General features: G+C 55.4%; 22 protein-coding genes and 1 riboswitch. Of the genes, 21 read left to right on the forward strand and 1 reads right to left on the reverse strand.

The window, feature by feature from the left end; translation table 11 throughout:
• Nucleotides 1-53: 53 nt before the first annotated feature.
• A riboswitch (cobalamin riboswitch) is annotated at nucleotides 54-229 on the forward strand.
• 87 nt (nucleotides 230-316) lie between these two features.
• From BZK41_RS24015 to ldtA, 21 genes are all read left to right on the forward strand, one after another.
• On the forward strand, nucleotides 317-1696 hold the full coding sequence (locus tag BZK41_RS24015) for a cobyrinate a,c-diamide synthase (protein WP_079939840.1): 1380 nt from the start codon (nucleotides 317-319) through the stop codon (nucleotides 1694-1696).
• Entirely contained in the window at nucleotides 1693-2652 is a 960-nt protein-coding gene (cbiB, locus tag BZK41_RS24020) for an adenosylcobinamide-phosphate synthase CbiB (RefSeq protein WP_079939841.1), read from the forward strand. The genes BZK41_RS24015 and cbiB overlap by 4 nt, the downstream gene beginning before the upstream one ends.
• A 10-nt stretch (nucleotides 2653-2662) precedes the next feature.
• Complete coding sequence (locus tag BZK41_RS24025) at nucleotides 2663-3295, forward strand: cobalt-precorrin-8 methylmutase (protein ID WP_008785140.1); 633 nt, start codon at nucleotides 2663-2665, stop codon at nucleotides 3293-3295.
• Nucleotides 3292-4428, forward strand: a complete 1137-nt coding sequence (gene cbiD, locus BZK41_RS24030) for a cobalt-precorrin-5B (C(1))-methyltransferase CbiD (protein WP_079939842.1) — start codon at nucleotides 3292-3294, stop codon at nucleotides 4426-4428. Before BZK41_RS24025 ends, cbiD begins: the two co-directional genes overlap by 4 nt.
• Nucleotides 4422-5027: a cobalt-precorrin-7 (C(5))-methyltransferase gene (locus BZK41_RS24035; protein WP_079939843.1), complete on the forward strand. Its 606-nt coding sequence runs from the start codon at nucleotides 4422-4424 to the stop codon at nucleotides 5025-5027. Before cbiD ends, BZK41_RS24035 begins: the two co-directional genes overlap by 7 nt.
• Nucleotides 5017-5586 (forward strand): decarboxylating cobalt-precorrin-6B (C(15))-methyltransferase, encoded by a 570-nt coding sequence (locus BZK41_RS24040; protein ID WP_043016815.1) that lies wholly within the window; start codon nucleotides 5017-5019, stop codon nucleotides 5584-5586. Before BZK41_RS24035 ends, BZK41_RS24040 begins: the two co-directional genes overlap by 11 nt.
• Complete coding sequence (locus BZK41_RS24045; RefSeq protein WP_079939844.1) at nucleotides 5579-6352, forward strand: cobalt-precorrin-4 methyltransferase; 774 nt, start codon at nucleotides 5579-5581, stop codon at nucleotides 6350-6352. Before BZK41_RS24040 ends, BZK41_RS24045 begins: the two co-directional genes overlap by 8 nt.
• Nucleotides 6333-7388 carry a cobalt-precorrin 5A hydrolase gene (gene cbiG, locus BZK41_RS24050; protein WP_079939845.1) on the forward strand — a complete coding sequence of 352 codons (1056 nt, stop codon included), beginning with the start codon at nucleotides 6333-6335 and terminating at the stop codon, nucleotides 7386-7388. The genes BZK41_RS24045 and cbiG overlap by 20 nt, the downstream gene beginning before the upstream one ends.
• A complete protein-coding gene (locus BZK41_RS24055) occupies nucleotides 7388-8113 on the forward strand; it encodes a precorrin-3B C(17)-methyltransferase (RefSeq protein ID WP_032943891.1) in 726 nt (241 codons plus the stop codon). Before cbiG ends, BZK41_RS24055 begins: the two co-directional genes overlap by 1 nt.
• Nucleotides 8110-8895 (forward strand): cobalt-precorrin-6A reductase, encoded by a 786-nt coding sequence (locus BZK41_RS24060; protein WP_079939846.1) that lies wholly within the window; start codon nucleotides 8110-8112, stop codon nucleotides 8893-8895. Before BZK41_RS24055 ends, BZK41_RS24060 begins: the two co-directional genes overlap by 4 nt.
• A gap of 10 nt (nucleotides 8896-8905) precedes the next feature.
• Nucleotides 8906-9700 (forward strand): sirohydrochlorin cobaltochelatase, encoded by a 795-nt coding sequence (locus tag BZK41_RS24065; RefSeq protein WP_079939847.1) that lies wholly within the window; start codon nucleotides 8906-8908, stop codon nucleotides 9698-9700.
• Entirely contained in the window at nucleotides 9697-10410 is a 714-nt protein-coding gene (locus BZK41_RS24070; RefSeq protein WP_003834099.1) for a cobalt-factor II C(20)-methyltransferase, read from the forward strand. The genes BZK41_RS24065 and BZK41_RS24070 overlap by 4 nt, the downstream gene beginning before the upstream one ends.
• On the forward strand, nucleotides 10407-11144 hold the full coding sequence (cbiM, locus tag BZK41_RS24075; RefSeq protein ID WP_003834098.1) for a cobalt ECF transporter S component CbiM: 738 nt from the start codon (nucleotides 10407-10409) through the stop codon (nucleotides 11142-11144). Before BZK41_RS24070 ends, cbiM begins: the two co-directional genes overlap by 4 nt.
• 2 nt (nucleotides 11145-11146) lie before the next feature.
• Nucleotides 11147-11428 carry an energy-coupling factor ABC transporter substrate-binding protein gene (locus BZK41_RS24080; RefSeq protein ID WP_003030289.1) on the forward strand — a complete coding sequence of 94 codons (282 nt, stop codon included), beginning with the start codon at nucleotides 11147-11149 and terminating at the stop codon, nucleotides 11426-11428.
• Nucleotides 11415-12092 carry an energy-coupling factor ABC transporter transmembrane protein gene (locus BZK41_RS24085; RefSeq protein ID WP_079939848.1) on the forward strand — a complete coding sequence of 226 codons (678 nt, stop codon included), beginning with the start codon at nucleotides 11415-11417 and terminating at the stop codon, nucleotides 12090-12092. Before BZK41_RS24080 ends, BZK41_RS24085 begins: the two co-directional genes overlap by 14 nt.
• A gap of 8 nt (nucleotides 12093-12100) precedes the next feature.
• On the forward strand, nucleotides 12101-12916 hold the full coding sequence (locus tag BZK41_RS24090) for an energy-coupling factor ABC transporter ATP-binding protein (RefSeq protein ID WP_079939849.1): 816 nt from the start codon (nucleotides 12101-12103) through the stop codon (nucleotides 12914-12916).
• A complete protein-coding gene (locus tag BZK41_RS24095; protein WP_079939850.1) occupies nucleotides 12913-14433 on the forward strand; it encodes a cobyric acid synthase in 1521 nt (506 codons plus the stop codon). The genes BZK41_RS24090 and BZK41_RS24095 overlap by 4 nt, the downstream gene beginning before the upstream one ends.
• Nucleotides 14430-14975 carry a bifunctional adenosylcobinamide kinase/adenosylcobinamide-phosphate guanylyltransferase gene (gene cobU, locus BZK41_RS24100; protein ID WP_079939851.1) on the forward strand — a complete coding sequence of 182 codons (546 nt, stop codon included), beginning with the start codon at nucleotides 14430-14432 and terminating at the stop codon, nucleotides 14973-14975. Before BZK41_RS24095 ends, cobU begins: the two co-directional genes overlap by 4 nt.
• Nucleotides 14972-15715, forward strand: coding sequence for an adenosylcobinamide-GDP ribazoletransferase (cobS, locus tag BZK41_RS24105; protein WP_079939852.1), 744 nt, complete (start codon nucleotides 14972-14974; stop codon nucleotides 15713-15715). The genes cobU and cobS overlap by 4 nt, the downstream gene beginning before the upstream one ends.
• Before the next feature lie 24 nt (nucleotides 15716-15739).
• Entirely contained in the window at nucleotides 15740-16804 is a 1065-nt protein-coding gene (cobT, locus tag BZK41_RS24110; protein WP_079939853.1) for a nicotinate-nucleotide--dimethylbenzimidazole phosphoribosyltransferase, read from the forward strand.
• A gap of 127 nt (nucleotides 16805-16931) precedes the next feature.
• Entirely contained in the window at nucleotides 16932-17861 is a 930-nt protein-coding gene (gene ldtA / locus BZK41_RS24115; protein ID WP_079939854.1) for a L,D-transpeptidase, read from the forward strand.
• Nucleotides 17862-17885: 24 nt separating this feature from the next.
• Here ldtA and BZK41_RS24120 read toward each other — a convergent pair whose 3' ends face one another.
• Nucleotides 17886-18569 (reverse strand): ABC transporter ATP-binding protein, encoded by a 684-nt coding sequence (locus BZK41_RS24120; protein ID WP_079939855.1) that lies wholly within the window; start codon nucleotides 18567-18569, stop codon nucleotides 17886-17888.
• Between the last annotated feature and the right edge of the window lies 1 nt (nucleotide 18570).

The following is an 18570-nucleotide window of genomic DNA, read 5'->3' on the forward strand; positions in this document are numbered from 1 at the left end:
GAATTATTGTCATGAGGTCGTGAATTTACCTCATAACAAAGAGCTTAATTAACCAGGCTCTTGAACTGACAGGTTTGCCACATTTGTGGTAGGGAAGGGGGTGAGAATCCCCCGCAGCCCCCGCTGCTGTGATGCTGACGACCCCGTATGGACCACTGATCGCAAGATTGGGAAGGACGGGTGAGGATGACGCTAAGCCAGAAGACCTGCCTGTCAGTGACTACCAACAACTTCGGTGGGAAGTGGGTGGTTCAGATGCATACAGTCGAGAGACTGGGTATCTCTACACCCCTACCACCCTGAACAGGATCAGGGTATGGCGGCCAATTTTCACGCATTTGTTCTTGCAGGTACCGGAAGCGGCTGTGGTAAAACCACGGTGACGCTGGGCTTGTTGAGCTTGTTGAAAAAACGCGGTTTGCGCGTCCAGCCTTGCAAAGTGGGTCCTGATTACCTTGATACCGGCTGGCATACAGCGGTATGCGGCACCGCTTCCCGCAATCTTGATAGCTTCATGCTTCCCATCCCCACGCTGAACGCGCTATTCAACGAGCAGATGCAACATGCGGATATCGCCGTTATTGAAGGTGTGATGGGGCTGTATGACGGCTATGGTACTGACCCAAACTACTGCAGCACCGCCGCGATGGCTAAACAGTTAGGCTGTCCGGTCATCTTACTGGTTGATGGCAAAGCCGTTTCCACCTCAATCGCCGCAACGGTAATGGGTTTTCAGCATTTTGATCCCACCCTGAACATCGCCGGCGTTATTGTTAATCGGGTTAACAGCGAAACGCATTACCAGTTACTGAAAGTCGCAATCGAACGTTACTGCGATATACCCGTCTTAGGTTTCGTACCCCGTATGGATGGGGTTGCCCTTCCCGAACGACATCTGGGTTTAGTAACTGCACGTGAGTCGGTTATCAATCAGCAACCGTGGCAGGCTTTTGCCGCGACGCTGGAGCAAACCCTTGATATTGACGCGCTGCTGACATTAAGCCAGTCAACCGTTCTTCCTGCTGGTGAATGGCCTACGCTACCTGCCGCAGACGCCGGAGCAGGGCTAACGCTTGCAATTGCCGATGACGAAGCCTTCAACTTCTACTACCCGGACAACATTACGCTGCTGGAACGTACGGGGCTTAATATTGTTCGTTTTAGCCCGCTGCACGACACCTGCTTACCCGACTGTCAGATGATCTGGTTAGGTGGCGGATATCCTGAGCTACACGCTGCGGCGCTGGCTCGCAATGTCCCGATGCTGAAGCAACTGCGAGCGGCACATCAACGTGGCGTCGCGATTTATGCAGAGTGCGGGGGGTTGATGTATCTCGGCAGTTCGCTTGAGGACAGCAACGGCGATACCTGGCTGATGGCGGATATTATTCCCGGCCACAGCAAAATGGGGAAACGTCTGACCCGATTTGGCTACTGTGAAGCGCAGGCCGCACAGCAAACATTGTTAGCAGCAGAAGGCGAAGTGCTGCGCGGACATGAATTCCACTATTCCGATTTTACCCCTGAAACACCAGCGGTGATGAACTGTCGCAAAGTGCGCGATGGTAAAACGCTGCAAGCCTGGTCCGGCGGCTGGCAGGTCGGAAACACCTTCGCCAGCTATTTACACGTTCATTTTGCCCAACGTCCGCAGATGCTTAACCACTGGCTGGCCGCTGCGAGGAGCGCGCTATGACGATCCTGGCGTGGTGTGTTGCCTGGCTGCTTGATTTTATCATCGGTGATCCGCAGAACTGGCCGCATCCGGTGCGCTGGATTGGCAATCTGATTTCTGCCGTGCAGCGAATTGTTCGGCGTTATTGCCATAGCGACCGTGCGCTGCGCATCGGCGGTGCGGTGATGTGGATTGTGGTGGTTGGTCTGACCTGGTCTGTGTCCTGGGGTGTGCTGGCGCTGGCAGAATCTATTCATCCCTGGCTGGGCTGGGTGGTAGAGGTGTGGATGATCTTTACCGTGCTGGCCGGGCGCTGCCTGGCAAACGCCGCGCAGGATGTCGAACGTCCGCTACGGGCCGGTGACCTTGCTGAAAGTCGGGAAAAACTATCGTGGATTGTGGGGCGTGATACCTCACAACTGCAACCGCAGCAGATCAATCGCGCGGTGGTGGAAACCGTGGCTGAAAACACCGTAGACGGCATTATCGCGCCGCTGTTCTTTCTCCTTCTTGGCGGTGCGCCCCTGGCGATGGCCTACAAAGCGGTAAACACCCTTGACTCCATGGTGGGTTACAAACATGAAAAATACCGCGCTATTGGTATGGTCAGCGCGCGTCTGGACGATGTCGCGAACTTTATTCCTGCAAGACTGAGCTGGCTGCTGCTGGGCGTGGCGGCATTTTTATGCCGTAAAGACGGCTCGCGAGCTTTACAGATTGGCTGGCGCGATCGCTACAACCACAGCAGCCCAAACTGTGCATGGTCAGAGGCATCCGTAGCCGGGGCATTAGGCATTCGTCTGGGTGGTCCTAATGACTACTTTGGCGAGCGCGTTGAGAAACCGTGGATCGGTGATGCACAACGCGACATTTCGGTAGACGACATTTCCCATACGATTCGACTGATGTGGGTGGCATCGACGCTGGCACTGGCGCTGTTTATTGCGCTGCGGTGGCTGTGGGTCGGTGTAGCCTGAGGACAACATAATGCAATATATCCAGCAACCCCAGGCGATTGAAGCCAAAAGTTTCGACATTATTGGCGAGATCATCCGTGAAACCCGTCCGGACTATCAGTTTGCCAGTCCGTTACATGAAGCCATTATCAAGCGGGTCATTCACACGACGGCGGATTTCGACTGGCTGGACATTCTGTGGTTTTCCAGTGATGTGCTGGAGCAGTTTTGTGCCGCGCTTAGCCGTTCGAGCGTGATTTATACCGACACCACGATGGCACTTTCCGGGATCAATAAAACGCTGCTGGCAAAATTCGGCGGTGAATGCCGCTGCTACATCAGCGACCCGCGGGTTGTGCGTACGGCAAAAGAGCAGGGGATTACCCGGTCCATGGCTGCTGTCGACATTGCGGTGAAGGAAGAGGGGGAAAAGCTGTTTGTCTTTGGCAACGCGCCGACTGCGCTGTTCCGCCTGCTTGAGCATGATGTTGCCGTCAGCGGTGTGGTGGGTGTACCGGTTGGGTTCGTTGGTGCAGAAGAGTCGAAAGATGCCCTGACCCAAAGCAATTTGCCCGCCATTGCAGCGTTAGGCCGTAAAGGGGGAAGCAACGTCGCCGCCGCTATCGTCAACGCCATGCTTTATCACATGCAGGGGGCGCGATGAGCGAGGCCTTCGATACGCCGGTGTGGCACAACGGTAAAGCGCTGCGTAAAGGATATACCACGGGATCGTGCGCCACGGCGGCGGCAAAAGTAGCAGCGCTAATGGTATTGCGCCAACACCTCATCCATCAGGTTTCCATCGTGACGCCTTCCGGGGTGACGCTGTGCCTGAACGTGGAGTCACCGCATATCGAAGGGCAACAGGCGATAGCTGCCATCCGCAAAGACGGTGGTGATGATGTGGACGCCACCCACGGCATGCTGATTTTTGCCCGCGTGACGTTAGACGATAGTGGCGTGATTGCCATACAGGGCGGCGAAGGGGTCGGTACGGTAACCCGCAAAGGGATTGGCCTGCCGGTGGGCAGTTCGGCGATTAACCGTACACCTCGCCAGACCATTGAATCTGCCGTCCGCGAAGCGATTGGCCCAAATCGTGGGGCGCAGATTGAAATCTTCGCACCAGAAGGCGAAGAACGGGCGCAAAAAACCTACAACTCCCGCCTTGGCATTCTGGGTGGCATTTCGATTATCGGCACCACGGGTATTGTCACGCCGATGTCGGAAGAGAGCTGGAAACGTTCACTGTCGCTGGAGCTGGAAATTAAGCGGGCGGCTGGGCTGGAGCGTGTCGTACTGGTGCCGGGAAACCACGGTGAGCGTTTTGTGCGCGAGCAGATGGGTATCGACTCTCAGGTTGTGGTCACCATGAGCAACTTCGTCGGCTACATGATTGAAGAAGCCGTGCGTCTGGGATTCCGGCAAATCGTGCTGGTAGGACACCCCGGGAAGCTCGTCAAAATCGCGGCGGGGATCTTCCACACCCATAGCCATATTGCCGATGCCCGTATGGAAACGCTGGTGGCTCACCTCGCGCTACTTGGCGCACCGCTGGATCTGCTGACGTTGGTCAGCGAGTGCGATACCACCGAAGCGGCGATGGAACATATCGACGCGTACGGTTTCCAGCACATTTATGACCATCTGGCTCAGCGCATTTGTATGCGCGTCCTGCAAACATTGCGCTTTACCAAAAATCCCCCAACCTGCGATGCCATCATGTTTTCCTTTGATAATCAGGTTCTTGGCAGTAATCGCCCGGTCGCAGAAATTGCGGAGGAGATGCAATGTTAACCGTTGTAGGGATGGGCCCCGCCGGTTTGCATTTGATGACACCTGCGGCACGAGAAGCTGTTGCGACGGCGGATGTTCTGGTCGGTGGAAAGCGGCATTTGCAGCAATTCCCCGATTTTGCCGGTGAACAGTTTGCTCTTGGCGCCAATATCCCGGAACTCCTGAACTGGATTAGCGCACATCAGGAACAACACATTGTGGTACTGGCATCTGGCGATCCGCTGTTTTATGGCATCGGGACGCGCATGGTGGCGCATTTTGGTGTTGAGAATGTGCGGATTATTCCCGGCATTAGCGCGGTGCAGTACCTGTGCGCGCAGTCCGGTATTGATATGAACGATATGTGGCTGACCAGTAGCCATGGCCGCAGCGTCTGTTTTGATGAGCTGGCGCGACATAACAAGGTGGCGATGGTGACTGATGCGCTGTGTGGCCCGCGTCAAATCGCGCAGCAGCTCATTGCACGAGGCAAGGGGCATCGCTGGATGGTGATTGGCGAAAACCTGGCGATGGAAAATGAAAAGATCCATTTCCTGCCTGTGCGTGAAGTTAACGCCGACTATGACATGAATGCAGTGGTGATCCTCGATGAAAGATGAGCTGTTTTTGCGTGGAGAGAAAGTGCCGATGACCAAAGAAGCGGTACGCGCACTTGCCCTCTCAAAACTTGAATTACACCGCGCCAGTCACCTGATTGATATTGGTGCCGGAACCGGCAGCGTGTCGATAGAGGCGGCGTTGCAATATCCCGGATTACGTGTAACGGCCATCGAACGCAACCCGGCGGCACTCAGGTTGCTGGATGAAAACCGCCAGCATTTTGCCTGCGCAAATATCGATATTTTTCCCGGCGTTGCACCCATGACCATCGCTGAAAAAGCCGATGCCATTTTTATGGGCGGCAGCGGCGGCCATCTGACCGAACTGATTGACTGGTCGATGCGCCAATTGCATCCCGCAGGGCGTTTGGTGATGACGTTCATCCTCCAGGAAAACCTCAACACCGCGCTGGCACATCTGGACCATCTTGGCGTACAGGGCGTGGATTGCCTGCAGTTACAGGTTTCCTCGCTTGCCACGCTTGGCAGTGGTCACTATTTCAAACCGAATAACCCCGTATTTGTTATCGCCTGTCAGAAGGAAGGAAACCATGTCTGAGATTTTTGATCCCCGTAGCGTGTGGTTTGTTGGCGCAGGTCCTGGCGATCGCGAGCTGATTACCCTCAAAGGTTACCGGTTGCTACAGCAGGCGCAGGTTGTTATCTACGCCGGATCGCTGATTAACACGGAATTGCTGGAGTATTGCCCTGCCGGTGCTGAATGTCACGACAGTGCCGAACTGCATCTGGAGCAGATCCTTGATCTGATGGAAGCTGGTGTGAAAGCGGGTAAGACCGTTGTGCGTCTGCAAACCGGCGATGTCTCGTTGTACGGTTCCGTACGCGAGCAGGGTGAGGAGCTGACCAAACGCGGGATTGACTGGCAGGTGGTACCCGGCGTCAGCGCGTTCCTCGGCGCGGCGGCAGAGCTGGGTGTCGAGTATACCGTGCCCGAAGTTTCACAGAGCCTGATCATTACGCGCCTGGAAGGCCGCACCCCGGTACCAGAGGGTGAACAGCTGGAGTCTTTTGCCAGCCATCAGACATCAATGGCGATTTATCTTTCCGTCCAGCGTATTCATCGGGTGGCCGAGCGTCTGATTGAAGGCGGATATCCGGCGACCACTCCCGTGGCGGTGATCTATAAAGCGACCTGGCCAGAAAGCCAGACCGTGCGCGGGACCCTGGCGGATATTGGCGACAAGGTTCGCGATGCGGGCATCCGTAAAACGGCCCTTATTCTGGTCGGTAATTTCCTGGGCTCGGAGTATCACTACTCCAAACTCTATGCGGCGGACTTTAGCCATGAATACCGTAAAGCCTGAATCAATTGCGCTTTTTTGCCTGACTCCTGGCGGCGTTGTGCTGGCGAAACGTCTGGCAGCCATGCTGCCGGTTACCTGTTTTACCAGTGAAAAGCTGCTGGAGGAGGGGTTTATTCCCTTCGAAAACAGCTTTGCAAATACCGCCCGCGAAGCGTTTACGAATTACTCGGCGCTGATTTTTATCGGTGCGACCGGTATTGCGGTGCGCGTACTGGCCCCGCTGGTCAATGACAAATTCTGCGATCCGGCAGTGGTGGTCATTGATGAACGTGCCCAGCATGTCATCAGCCTGCTCTCCGGTCACGCGGGCGGTGCTAATGCGTTGGCGCGTTATCTGGCGGGCATGTTGGGTGCCGACCCGGTGATCACCACCGCGACGGATGTGAACGATATGGCGGCACTGGATACGCTGGCATTTCAACTCAACGCCCGGATGAGTGATTTCCGTTCGGCGGTGAAGATCGTGAATCAGATGCTGGTCAGCAATAAACGGGTTGGTCTGTGGTGGGATGACGAACTGACGCAGGATGTCAGTCATTGTGACCGGCGCGGATTTATTACGGTCACCGATCTCAACCAACTCCCTGAACTGGATGCGTTGGTGTGCATCACCTTACGCACCAATTTACCTGACCTGCCTGTTACGCACTGGAAGTTGGTGCCACAGCGGGTTGTGGCCGGAATTGGCTGTCGCCGTGATACGCCGTTCCCGTTGCTGGCTGCGCTGCTTGCCCGGCAACTTGAAGCCCAACAGCTCGATCCGTTGGCGCTAAAAGCGATTGGCAGCATCACGCTGAAAAAAGATGAACAGGGTCTTATCCAACTGGCTTCGTGCTGTCGCGTTCCTTTCGAAACCTTTACTGCTGACGCGCTGCGTGAGCATGAACATCGTTTTCCGGCCTCATCGTTTGTTCGCAAAACGGTGGGTACAGGAAGCGTTTCCGGTCCTGCAGCCTGGCTGTTGAGCCACGGAAAACTGTTAGGCGAGACCCTGCGAGAACAGGGCGTCACTATCACTTTGGGAGTTTCACACTGATGTTAAGCGTAATTGGAATTGGCCCTGGCTCGCAGGCAATGATGACCATGGAAGCCGTTGAAGCACTGCAGGCCGCGGAAATCATCGTTGGCTATAAAACCTACACCCATCTGGTAAAAGCGTTCACGGGTGACAAACAGGTGATCAAAACCGGGATGTGCAAAGAGATTGAACGCTGCCAGGCGGCGATCGAACTGGCACAGGCGGGTCACAACGTGGCGCTGATCAGTAGCGGTGACGCGGGGATTTACGGTATGGCCGGGCTGGTGCTCGAACTGGTCAGCAAGCAAAAGCTGGATGTTGAGGTCAGGCTAATCCCAGGCATGACCGCCAGCATTGCCGCCGCCTCTTTGCTGGGCGCGCCGTTGATGCACGATTTCTGCCACATCAGCTTAAGCGACTTGTTAACGCCGTGGCCGGTTATCGAAAAACGCATCATTGCCGCCGGTGAAGCAGACTTTGTTATCTGTTTCTACAACCCGCGCAGTCGGGGTCGCGAAGGTCATCTGGCGCGCGCATTTGAGCTACTTTCCGCCAGCAAAAGCGCACAAACGCCGGTTGGTATTGTGAAGTCTGCTGGACGTAAAAAGCAGGAAAAATGGTTAACCACGCTCGGTGAAATGGATTTCGAACCGGTTGATATGACCAGCCTTGTGATCGTGGGTAACAAAACAACCTATGTTCAGGACGGCCTGATGATCACACCACGAGGTTATGTGCTGTGAATTACGGTGATGTGTTGGTCATGGGTGGTACCAGCGATGCGCGCATGCTGTGCCAGCAACTGGATGCGGCAAACGTGGCCTACACCCTGTCAGTTGCAACCCCAACAGGTAAACAGCTGGCGGGAGACATCAAAGGCCAGGTGCGCTGCGGGCGTCTGGAGCGCGAACAAATGATTGCCTGGCTACAGGAAAATCGGACGCGCTGGGTGATCGATGCCTCTCATCCGTACGCCGAGGTGGTGAGCCGTAACATCATGAGCGCCTGCGAAGCGGCGGGCGTACTGCTGAGCCGCTACCAGCGCCCTGAGCAGTTGAGCGGCTTAACCCACCCGCACCTGTATACCGTACAAAGTATTCCGCAAGCCTGTAAGGTGGCGCGACGCTTCGGCGATCGCGTGCTGCTGACGACCGGCAGTAAAGATCTGGCTATCTGGCGCGAAGGGTTGCCTGAAAAAACGTTGCTGGCGCGTGTTCTGCCTGTTCCTGAGGTCATTCAGCAATGCGCGGATCTGGGATTTGGCGTCGGTGAAATTTTCGCACTGTGCGGACCGTTTAGCGCCGAGTTCAACGCCGCGTTTTATCGCCAGTGTCAGGCTGATGTGGTGATCACTAAGGCTTCAGGCGCTGAAGGTGGTTATCAGGAAAAGGTTCAACCCTGTCTGGATGCCGGAATCCCCTGCATCGTGATTACACGTCCGGCGCCGTTGGTGACGGGAGAAGAGTTACTGGAAAGTCAGGCCGCCTTTGGGGCGCGATTAACGCGCTGGCTGGCCGCTGTTTAAGGAGTTTGAGATGAAAAAGGCGCTTCTGGTGGTCAGCTTTGGCACCAGCTATCACGACACCTGCGAGAAAAATATTGTGGCCTGTGAGCGCGATCTCGCAGCCAGTTGCCCTGACCGCGACCTGTTCCGGGCGTTTACCTCCGGGATGATAATCCGCAAGCTCAAGCAGCGCGACGGCATTGAAATCGACACGCCGCTGCAGGCGCTGCAAAAACTGGCGGAGCAGGGGTATCAGGATGTGGCTATTCAGTCGCTGCACATTATCAATGGCGACGAATACGAAAAAATTGTCCGCGAAGTGCAAAGTATGCGTCCGCTGTTTTCACGCCTGACGCTGGGTGTACCGCTGCTGAGCAGCCATGAAGATTACGCCCAGCTGATGCTGGCGCTGCAACAGCAGATGCCGACGCTTGGTGAAAATGAAAAAGTGGTGTTTATGGGGCACGGCGCCAGCCACCATGCTTTTGCCGCCTATGCCTGTCTCGACCACATGATGACGGCGCAGCGCTTTCCGGCGCGGGTTGGGGCGGTGGAAAGCTACCCGGAAGTGGATGTGCTAATTGAAAGTTTATCTCAGGAAGGGGTGACGGCGGTGCATCTGATGCCGCTGATGTTAGTCGCTGGCGACCATGCCATCAACGACATGGCCTCCGACGAAGACGATTCCTGGAAAACGTTGTTCAATGCAGCAGGGATCCCGGCTACGCCGTGGCTTAGTGGTCTGGGTGAGAATCCAGCGGTTCGCGCCATGTTCGTGGCACATTTACAGCAGGCGCTTAATGTGGCGCTGGAGGAAGCTGCATGAGCGGAAAACTGTATGCACTGAGCACCGGGCCAGGTGCTTCCGACCTGATTACCGTGCGTGCGGCACGCACGCTGGGCGCGCTGGATATTCTCTATGCGCCTGCCGGGCGTAAAGGCGGCGACAGTCTGGCATTGTCGATTGTACGTGAGTATATCGGCGAGCAGACCGAAGTCCGTTGCTGCCATTTTCCCATGAGTGCCGACAGCGCTGAAAAAGAGGCCGTCTGGGATGAAGTTGCTGCCGCGCTGGTTCAGGAAGTCGAAGCCGGTAAGCAGGTGGGGTTTATTACTCTCGGCGATGCGATGCTGTTCAGCACCTGGGTCTTTTTACTTCAGCGTATTGGTTGTCCTGACTGGCTGGAAATCGTTCCTGGCGTCACGTCTTTCGCGGCGATTGCTGCGCGTTCAAAAACGCCGCTCGCTATGGAGCAGCAGTCACTGGCGGTGGTCTCCTGTACCGCGCCGGAAGCGGAAATCCAGCAAGCGTTAAAACAGCATGACAGCCTGGTGTTGATGAAAGTGTACGGTCGTTTTGCGCGTATCAAAGCACTGCTGCAACAAGAGGGTTTGTTGGACTGCGCATTAATGATGTCTGAAGCCACGCTGCCAGGTGAGCAGTGCTGGCGTCATCTCGACGAGGTGAGCGACGATCAGCCGCTGCCTTATTTCTCGACCATTCTGGTCAATAAACAGTGGGAGTATGCACAATGAAGCTTGAACAACAGCTAAAACAGCTGTCTTTCAGCGGGTTGGCTGCGGCGCTATTACTAATGATTGTTCCTGAACAAGCGTTCGCCATGCACATCATGGAAGGTTTCTTGCCGCCAATGTGGGCGCTGGCCTGGTGGCTGCTGTTTTTACCCTGCCTGTGGTACGGGCTGGTACGTTTGCGTCAAATCGTGCAAGAGGATAACCACCAGAAGGTTTTGCTGGCCCTGTGTGGCGCCTTTATTTTTGTGCTGTCGGCGCTGAAAATTCCTTCTGTTACCGGAAGCTGCTCACATCCTACCGGTGTAGGCCTGGCGGTTATCCTGTTTGGACCGGGCGTGGTAGCCATCCTTGGAGCGATTGTTCTGCTGTTCCAGGCTCTGCTGTTGGCACACGGTGGTTTAACGACCCTCGGCGCGAACGGCATGTCGATGGCGGTAATTGGCCCAGTAGTGGGTTACATGGTGTGGAAAATGGCCTGCCGCGCCGGGTTGCGTCGTGATGTCTGCGTCTTCCTGTGTGCGATGCTGGCGGATCTCGTCACCTATTTCGTGACCTCGGTACAGCTGGGCGTTGCGTTTCCGGATCCGTCCGCTGGCGCTACCGGCTCAATCATTAAGTTCATGGGGATTTTCTGCCTGACGCAGATCCCAATTGCGATTGCGGAAGGGTTACTCACCGTGCTGATTTACGATCAGCTAACCAAACGCCAGTTGATAACCGCACAAGGGCATTAACGATGAAAAAGACGCTGATTATATTGGGCATGGTAGTGGCGCTGGTGATCCTGCCGTTCTTTATCAACCACGGTGGGGAGTACGGCGGTTCAGACGGTGAGGCGGAAAGTCAGATTCAGGCAATTGCCCCGCACTATGAACCCTGGTTCCAGCCGTTATATGAACCCGCAAGCGGTGAAATTGAAAGTCTGCTGTTTACACTCCAGGGATCGCTGGGCGCAGCCGTGATTTTCTATATCCTGGGTTATACCAAGGGTAGGCAACGCCGTGATGACCGGGCTTGACAGGCTTAGCTATCAAAGCCGTTGGGTTCATGTCTCGCCGGTGCGGAAATTTCTGCTCTGGTTGGTGATGATGATTCTGGCGTTTACTCTGCCCCCGTTGGGGCAGAGTATTGAGCTTTTACTTATTGCCGCGCTGAGCTGCTGGCTACTGCGTATTTCCGTCTGGCGCTGGTGCCGTTGGATGGCATTACCGTTTGGTTTTCTGGCGGTTGGCGTTGTGACAATTTTGTTTAGCATCAGCCGCGATCCACAGACGCTGTTGGCCAGCATACCTGTGGGAAGTTACTGGTTGGGGATCAGCGCACCAGGTCTGGTGACCGCGAATGAAACGTTCTGGCGTAGCCTTGCCGCGCTGGCGGCAACCTTCTGGCTGGTACTGAATCTGCCGTTTCCGCAATTAATTATCTTACTCAAACGCGCGCACGTTCCTCGCCTGCTAACTGAGCAGATCCTGCTGACCTGGCGGTTTATTTTTATCCTGTTAGACGAGGCGCTGGCTATTCATCGCGCACAAACGCTGCGTTTTGGTTATCGTAGCTTGCCGTTGGGCTACCGCTCTCTGGCAATGTTGGTGGGATTACTGTTTACCCGCGTGTTGATCCGCTACCAGCAAATGACCACCACGCTGGATATCAAACTGTATCAGGGTGATTTTCACCTGTAAGGAAAAGTATGCTTGCCACCTCAGCGCTTTGGTTTCGCTATCAGGATGACCCGATCCTCAAAGGGCTAACATTGGACTTTTCTACGCATGCCGTCACCGGGTTGGTCGGTGCTAATGGCTGCGGGAAATCCACGCTGTTTATGAACCTGAGTGGCTTACTGCGGCCACAGCAAGGGGCGGTGATGTGGCAGGGCAAACCGCTGGATTACAGCAAGCGCGGCCTGCTGGCGCTGCGTCAGCAGGTAGCAACCGTCTTTCAGGACCCCGATCAGCAAATTTTTTATACCGATATCGACAGCGATATCGCCTTTAGCCTGCGCAATCTTGGCGTGGATGAGGCCGAAATCTCCCGTCGTGTAGAAGATGCGCTCACGCTGGTCGACGCTCAGCATTTCCGCCATCAGCCTATTCAGTGCCTAAGCCATGGGCAAAAAAAACGTGTGGCGATTGCCGGCGCGTTGGTGTTACAGGCGCAGTATTTGCTGCTGGATGAACCCACCGCGGGCCTTGACCCATCAGGCCGCACGCAGATGATTGAGATAATCAAACGTATTGTAGCGCAAGGAAATCATGTGGTTATCTCCAGCCATGATATCGATCTAATCTATGAAGTCAGCGATGCGGTGTACGTTTTACGCCGGGGTGAAGTACTCACGCACGGCGCGCCAGGCGACGTTTTCGCCCGTACGGATCTTATTGAACAAGCAGGATTAACTCAGCCCTGGCTGGTGAAGCTGCATACTGAGCTGGGCTTCCCGCTGTGTAAAACAGAGGCTGAATTTTTTAGTTGTATGCGAGAGAACGCGCTGAAGGAGGCGTCATGACGCAGGCAATAATGTTGCAGGGAACGGCATCTGATGTGGGTAAAAGCGTATTGGTCGCCGGGCTGTGTCGTATTTTTTATCAGGATGGACTGCATACCGCGCCGTTCAAATCGCAGAACATGGCGCTGAACTCTGGCATTACGCCAGAGGGAAAAGAGATGGGCCGCGCGCAAATTTTTCAGGCTGAGGCTGCTGGCATTACGCCAGATGTGCGTATGAACCCGGTGCTGCTTAAACCGACCAGCGATCGAAAAGCGCAGGTAGTGCTGATGGGCAAAGTGGCGACCGATATGGACGCGGTGAGTTACCACGAGTACAAACCGCGTCTGCGGGAACAGATCCTGTCAGTTTATAACAGCCTGGCGCAGGAGTTCGATGTGCTGGTGCTGGAGGGGGCGGGGAGCCCGGCAGAGATTAACCTGCGCGATCGCGATATCGTCAATATGGGTATGGCAGAGATGGCGCAGTGTCCTGTCGTTCTGGTGGCGGATATCGATCGTGGCGGAGTGTTTGCTTCCATTTACGGCACGCTGGTGCTGTTGCACGATCACGAACGCGCGCGGGTAAAAGGGGTGATCATCAATAAGTTTCGCGGTGATGTGACGCTGCTGCACTCCGGTATTGAGCAAATTGAAGCGCTGACCGGTGTTCCGGTTCTGGGCGTGATGCCATGGCTGGATGTTGATCTGGAAGATGAAGATGGCGTTGCGCTGCAAAAGGGCAAGTATTTGCGCACTGACAAACGCGACATCGACATCGCCGTTGTTCAAATTCCGCACATATCTAACTTTACTGATTTCAATGCGCTTGCTGCGCAGCCGGATGTGCGCGTGCGCTATGTTCGTCAGCCTGAAGAGCTGGCGGGGGCCGATCTGGTGATTTTGCCGGGTAGCAAAAATACCCTTGGCGATCTGGTGTGGCTGCGTGAAAGCGGGATGGCACATGGCGTCGTGCAATTACATCGTAATAACGTACCGGTGGTGGGGATTTGCGGCGGCTATCAAATGCTCGGCGATACCATCATTGATGAAGTAGAGTCGGGACTCGGGACGCTGCCGGGGCTGGGCTTGCTCAATACAGTTACCCATTTTGCCCAGCACAAAACCACGACCCTGGTTGAGGGACAAATGTCTTCATCGCTGCCTGACTGGCTGGCGGGCACGGCGGGGTTATCCGTTCGCGGTTATGAAATTCATATGGGCGAAACGACGTTAACTGAAGAATGCCGGTCGGTGATGACGTTGCACAAAGACGGCGGCAACGTTGTTGACGGCGCGGTTACTCCGGATGGTCTGGCGTTCGGCACCTATCTTCACGGTCTTTTCGACAGCGATGATTTCACCCGTGCGTTGGTCAATGGCCTGCGAGAACGTAAAGGGTTAGCTCCGCTGGATTCCACCTTCCATTACGCGCAATATAAATCGCAGCAGTTTGATCTGCTGGCGGATGCGATGCGGCAACACATCGATATTGAGAAAATTTATACCATCATGCAGCAACACCGGGAGCCAGTATGATGATTCTGGTTACTGGCGGCGCACGAAGCGGTAAGAGTCGGCATGCGGAAGCGCTGATTGCTGATTCCCCAAACGTTTTGTATATCGCGACTTCGCAGATTTTTGATGAGGAGATGGCTGCACGAATTCAGCATCATCGCGATGGACGTCCTGCGCACTGGCGTACAGCCGAACGTTGGCAACATCTTGATGAACTGATCACGGCCGCGAACGATCCTCATGAAGCCATTCTGCTGGAATGCATCACCACGATGGTGACCAACCTGCTGTTTGCGCTGGGCGGTGACAGCGATCCGGACAGCTGGGATTACGCGGCGATGGAGCAGTCTATCGAAGATGAAATCCGTTCGCTGATCGCAGCCTGTCAGCGTTGCCCGGCAAAGATCGTGTTGGTCACTAACGAAGTGGGAATGGGGATTGTGCCGGAGAACCGTCTGGCGCGGCATTTTCGTGATATTGCAGGACGCGTGAACCAGCGACTGGCGGCGGCAGCGGATGAGGTCTGGCTGGTGGTATCAGGAATTGGAGTCAAAATTAAATGAGTAAGTTGTTCTGGGCAATGCTCTCTTTTATCAGTCGCTTGCCCGTTCCTGCTCGCTGGTCGCAAGGACTGGATTTCGAGCACTATTCGCGCGGTATTGTGGTGTTTCCCCTGATTGGCGTCGTGTTGGGAGGGCTGACGGGGCTGGTCTTTATGGCGCTCCAGCCCTGGTGCGGTATTCCGTTGGCGGCCCTTTTTGCGGTGCTGACGCTGGCGCTGCTGACCGGGGGATTTCATCTGGATGGTCTGGCGGATACCTGTGACGGTATTTTTTCGGCCCGCCGACGCGAGCGGATGCTGGAAATCATGCGCGACAGTCGTCTGGGAACCCACGGTGGACTGGCGTTAATTTTCGTTTTACTGGCGAAAGTGCTGGTGGTGAGCGAACTGGCTTTGCGTGGTACGCCTATGCTGGCCGCGCTGGCAGCGGCATGTGTCGCCGGGCGAGGAACCGCGGTGTTGCTGATGTATCGGCATCGCTATGCCCGTGAAGAAGGGCTGGGCAACGTTTTTATAGGCAAAGTCACTGGGCGTCAAACCTGCGTTACGTTGGGATTAGCAGCGATCCTTGCCGCCGTGCTGCTTCCCGGCATGCGCGGCGTGGCAGCGCTGGTTGTCACAATGGTGGCGATTTTTATTCTTGGGCAGTTATTAAAACGCACGTTGGGTGGGCAAACCGGCGATACGCTGGGCGCTGCCATTGAACTTGGCGAGTTGATTTTCTTGCTGGCTCTGCTCTGAGTCAGCCTACATACTGGAACCCTTATGCAGACGTTAACCTCTTTACTCCGCGCGATCCCATCACCTGACAGTGCCGCGATGCTGCGCGCGCAGCATCATATCGACGGCTTGCTTAAGCCGCCGGGAAGTTTGGGGCGGCTCGAATCTCTCGCTGTGCAACTGGCCGGGATGCCTGGCCTGAAAGGCACCCCGCATGTGAATGGCAAAGCGATGCTGGTAATGTGCGCCGATCACGGCGTGTGGGATGAAGGGGTTGCCGTTTCGCCTAAAATCGTCACGGCTATACAGGCTGCCAATATGACGCGTGGAACCACCGGCGTCTGCGTGCTGGCCGCTCAGGCGGGGGCGAAGGTTCATGTGATAGATGTCGGGATTGATGCTGAACCTATTCCCGGTGTGGTGAATATGCGTGTGGCACGCGGCTGCGGCAATATAGCCGAAGGCCCGGCAATGAGCCGTTCGCAGGCCGAAGAGCTGTTGCTGGAAGTCATTCGCTATACCCATGAACTGGCAAAAGATGGTGTAACGCTGTTTGGCGTCGGTGAGCTTGGTATGGCAAATACTACACCTGCGGCGGCTATTGTCAGTGTGCTGACCGGCAGCGATGCCGAGGAAGTCGTGGGTATTGGTGCTAACCTTCCTCTTTCTCGGGTGGGGAATAAGGTAGACGTTGTGCGCCGGGCAATTGCCGTCAATCAACCGGATCGCCATGACGGTGTCGATGTGTTGGCGAAAGTTGGTGGATTCGATCTTGTCGGCATGGCAGGGGTAATGTTGGGGGCGGCCTCCTGTGGCCTGCCGGTTGTGCTGGATGGTTTTCTTTCGTATTCCGCTGCGCTGGCGGCCTGCCAGATTGCACCGCAGATTAAACCCTACCTTATCCCGTCACATTTCTCCGCTGAGAAGGGCGCCCGCACCGCGCTGGCGCATCTTGAATTGGATCCGTATCTGAATATGGGGATGCGTTTGGGCGAAGGTAGCGGGGCCGCGCTGGCGATGCCGATTATTGAAGCTGCCTGTGCAATGTACACCAACATGGGGCAGCTAGCTGCCAGTAACATCGTGCTTCCGGATGGTAAGGAAGCGTAGTTATCGCTCAACCTGAACCTCGCCTGATGGCGAGGTTTTTTTATGCGCAAATATGTCGTAACCCACTAAAACAGATAATAAAAGCTATACTCAACGGATATCTGCTGCGACGAAGGAAAGGAAAAAGATGCGTCGTGTAAAACTGCTTTGTTCACTCATTATGCTGCTTGCGAGTCAGGGCGCGCAGGCGGTGAGTTATCCGCTGCCGCCAGAGGGGAGTCGCCTGGTGGGTAACCCTTTGACCATTACGGTTCCACCTGAAAATACCAGGCCGCTGGAGGCGTTTGCCGCTCAGTACGGGCAGGGGTTGAGCAATATGCTTGAAGCCAATCCCGGCGTCGATGTTTTTTTGCCTAAATCGGGTTCAACGCTGGTTGTGCCGCAGCAACTGATATTACCGGATACCGTGCGCGAGGGGATTGTCATCAACGTCGCCGAGATGCGTCTTTACTATTATCCTGCTGGCAGCAACACAGTTGAGGTTTTACCCATTGGCATTGGTCAGGCGGGTAGAGAAACGCCGCGTAACTGGGTGACGGCGGTAGAACGTAAGCAGGAAGCACCAAGCTGGACACCAACGCCAAATACCCGGCGCGAATACGCTGCTCGCGGGGAAAGCTTGCCTGCATTTGTTCCTGCGGGGCCAGAAAATCCGATGGGCCTGTATGCAATCTATATCGGCAGGCTTTATGCCATTCACGGGACAAATGCCAATTTCGGTATTGGTCTGCGGGTAAGCCAGGGGTGTATCCGTTTGCGGAATGACGACATCAAGTACCTGTTTGATACGGTGCCTGTAGGGACGCGTGTACAATTAATTGACCGACCGGTGAAATACAGCGAAGAGCCGGACGGTAGTCGCTGGGTGGAAGTCCATGAGCCCCTGTCACGAAATCGTTCGGAATACGAGTCTGACAGAAAGGTACCTTTGCCAGTCACTCCCGCTCTGCGCACTTTTATCAGCGGGGATGACGTGGATGTGAGTCGCGGAAGTCAGGCACTGGAAAGGCGCTCCGGTATGCCGGTGAACATCAGCCTGGTACAGACGCATTATTAATTTTCAGGGCGACCCAGTTGAACTTCAGGTCGGATGGGTCGCTTTTTTAAGTTGATACTGCCCCATTTTTACCACGCCAATATGGTCAGCCATTAGTTGGGCTTCGTGTTCACTGTGGGTAACCAGCAGCGCCGTTTGCCCGGCGGCGCGCAAAATATCCCGTACCTCGTTGCCAAGACGCTCACGCGTGCGCTTATCAAGGCTGGAGAAGGGTTCATCCAGCAACAGGATTTCCGGATGTGGCGCCAACGCGCGCGCAAGGGCGATACGCTGTTGCTGTCCGCCGGAAAGTTCATGCGGATAGCGGTTGGCATGGCTGTGTAACTCCACCATTTTCAACAGCTCGGTCACTCTGGCCTGTTGTTCCTCACGCGGCATGCGGCGCAGTCCAAAAGCCACATTTTGCTGCGCGGTCAGATGGGGGAATAACGCATATTCCTGGAAGACCATGCCGACATGACGTTTTTCCGGTGGCAGATGAACGCCGGGACCGGCAACACGGCGCTGTGACACATAGATCTCGCCATTTTTCAGGCGTTCAAATCCGGCAACGGCGCGTAGTACCGTGGTTTTTCCGCAGCCTGAAGCGCCCAGCAGACAGGCGATCTCGCCTTTACGTACCGACATTGAAAATCCGCTCAGTACCGATTGCTGGCTGTTGCCATAAGCAACGTGTACATCCTGGAGTCGTAATGCAATTTCTGACATT

Origin of the sequence: Citrobacter sp. A316 (assembly GCF_002042945.1) — a bacterium.
GTDB lineage: Bacteria > Pseudomonadota > Gammaproteobacteria > Enterobacterales > Enterobacteriaceae > Citrobacter > Citrobacter portucalensis.

Bases quoted from the DNA above. Each gene is read 5' to 3' on its own strand.
- BZK41_RS24055 (WP_032943891.1), top strand. From the start codon at position 7,388: ATGTTAAGCGTAATTGGAATTGGCCCTGGCTCGCAGGCAATGATGACC.
- BZK41_RS24095 (WP_079939850.1), top strand. From the start codon at position 12,913: ATGACGCAGGCAATAATGTTGCAGGGAACGGCATCTGATGTGGGTAAA.
- cobS (WP_079939852.1), top strand. From the start codon at position 14,972: ATGAGTAAGTTGTTCTGGGCAATGCTCTCTTTTATCAGTCGCTTGCCC.
- BZK41_RS24090 (WP_079939849.1), top strand. From the start codon at position 12,101: ATGCTTGCCACCTCAGCGCTTTGGTTTCGCTATCAGGATGACCCGATC.
- BZK41_RS24085 (WP_079939848.1), top strand. From the start codon at position 11,415: ATGACCGGGCTTGACAGGCTTAGCTATCAAAGCCGTTGGGTTCATGTC.
- BZK41_RS24070 (WP_003834099.1), top strand. From the start codon at position 9,697: ATGAGCGGAAAACTGTATGCACTGAGCACCGGGCCAGGTGCTTCCGAC.
- BZK41_RS24040 (WP_043016815.1), top strand. From the start codon at position 5,017: ATGAAAGATGAGCTGTTTTTGCGTGGAGAGAAAGTGCCGATGACCAAA.
- cobU (WP_079939851.1), top strand. From the start codon at position 14,430: ATGATGATTCTGGTTACTGGCGGCGCACGAAGCGGTAAGAGTCGGCAT.
- BZK41_RS24065 (WP_079939847.1), top strand. From the start codon at position 8,906: ATGAAAAAGGCGCTTCTGGTGGTCAGCTTTGGCACCAGCTATCACGAC.
- BZK41_RS24015 (WP_079939840.1), top strand. From the start codon at position 317: ATGGCGGCCAATTTTCACGCATTTGTTCTTGCAGGTACCGGAAGCGGC.
- cbiB (WP_079939841.1), top strand. From the start codon at position 1,693: ATGACGATCCTGGCGTGGTGTGTTGCCTGGCTGCTTGATTTTATCATC.
- BZK41_RS24120 (WP_079939855.1), bottom strand. From the start codon at position 18,569: ATGTCAGAAATTGCATTACGACTCCAGGATGTACACGTTGCTTATGGC.
- cbiD (WP_079939842.1), top strand. From the start codon at position 3,292: ATGAGCGAGGCCTTCGATACGCCGGTGTGGCACAACGGTAAAGCGCTG.
- BZK41_RS24080 (WP_003030289.1), top strand. From the start codon at position 11,147: ATGAAAAAGACGCTGATTATATTGGGCATGGTAGTGGCGCTGGTGATC.
- BZK41_RS24025 (WP_008785140.1), top strand. From the start codon at position 2,663: ATGCAATATATCCAGCAACCCCAGGCGATTGAAGCCAAAAGTTTCGAC.
- BZK41_RS24035 (WP_079939843.1), top strand. From the start codon at position 4,422: ATGTTAACCGTTGTAGGGATGGGCCCCGCCGGTTTGCATTTGATGACA.
- cbiG (WP_079939845.1), top strand. From the start codon at position 6,333: ATGAATACCGTAAAGCCTGAATCAATTGCGCTTTTTTGCCTGACTCCT.
- cbiM (WP_003834098.1), top strand. From the start codon at position 10,407: ATGAAGCTTGAACAACAGCTAAAACAGCTGTCTTTCAGCGGGTTGGCT.
- cobT (WP_079939853.1), top strand. From the start codon at position 15,740: ATGCAGACGTTAACCTCTTTACTCCGCGCGATCCCATCACCTGACAGT.
- ldtA (WP_079939854.1), top strand. From the start codon at position 16,932: ATGCGTCGTGTAAAACTGCTTTGTTCACTCATTATGCTGCTTGCGAGT.
- BZK41_RS24045 (WP_079939844.1), top strand. From the start codon at position 5,579: ATGTCTGAGATTTTTGATCCCCGTAGCGTGTGGTTTGTTGGCGCAGGT.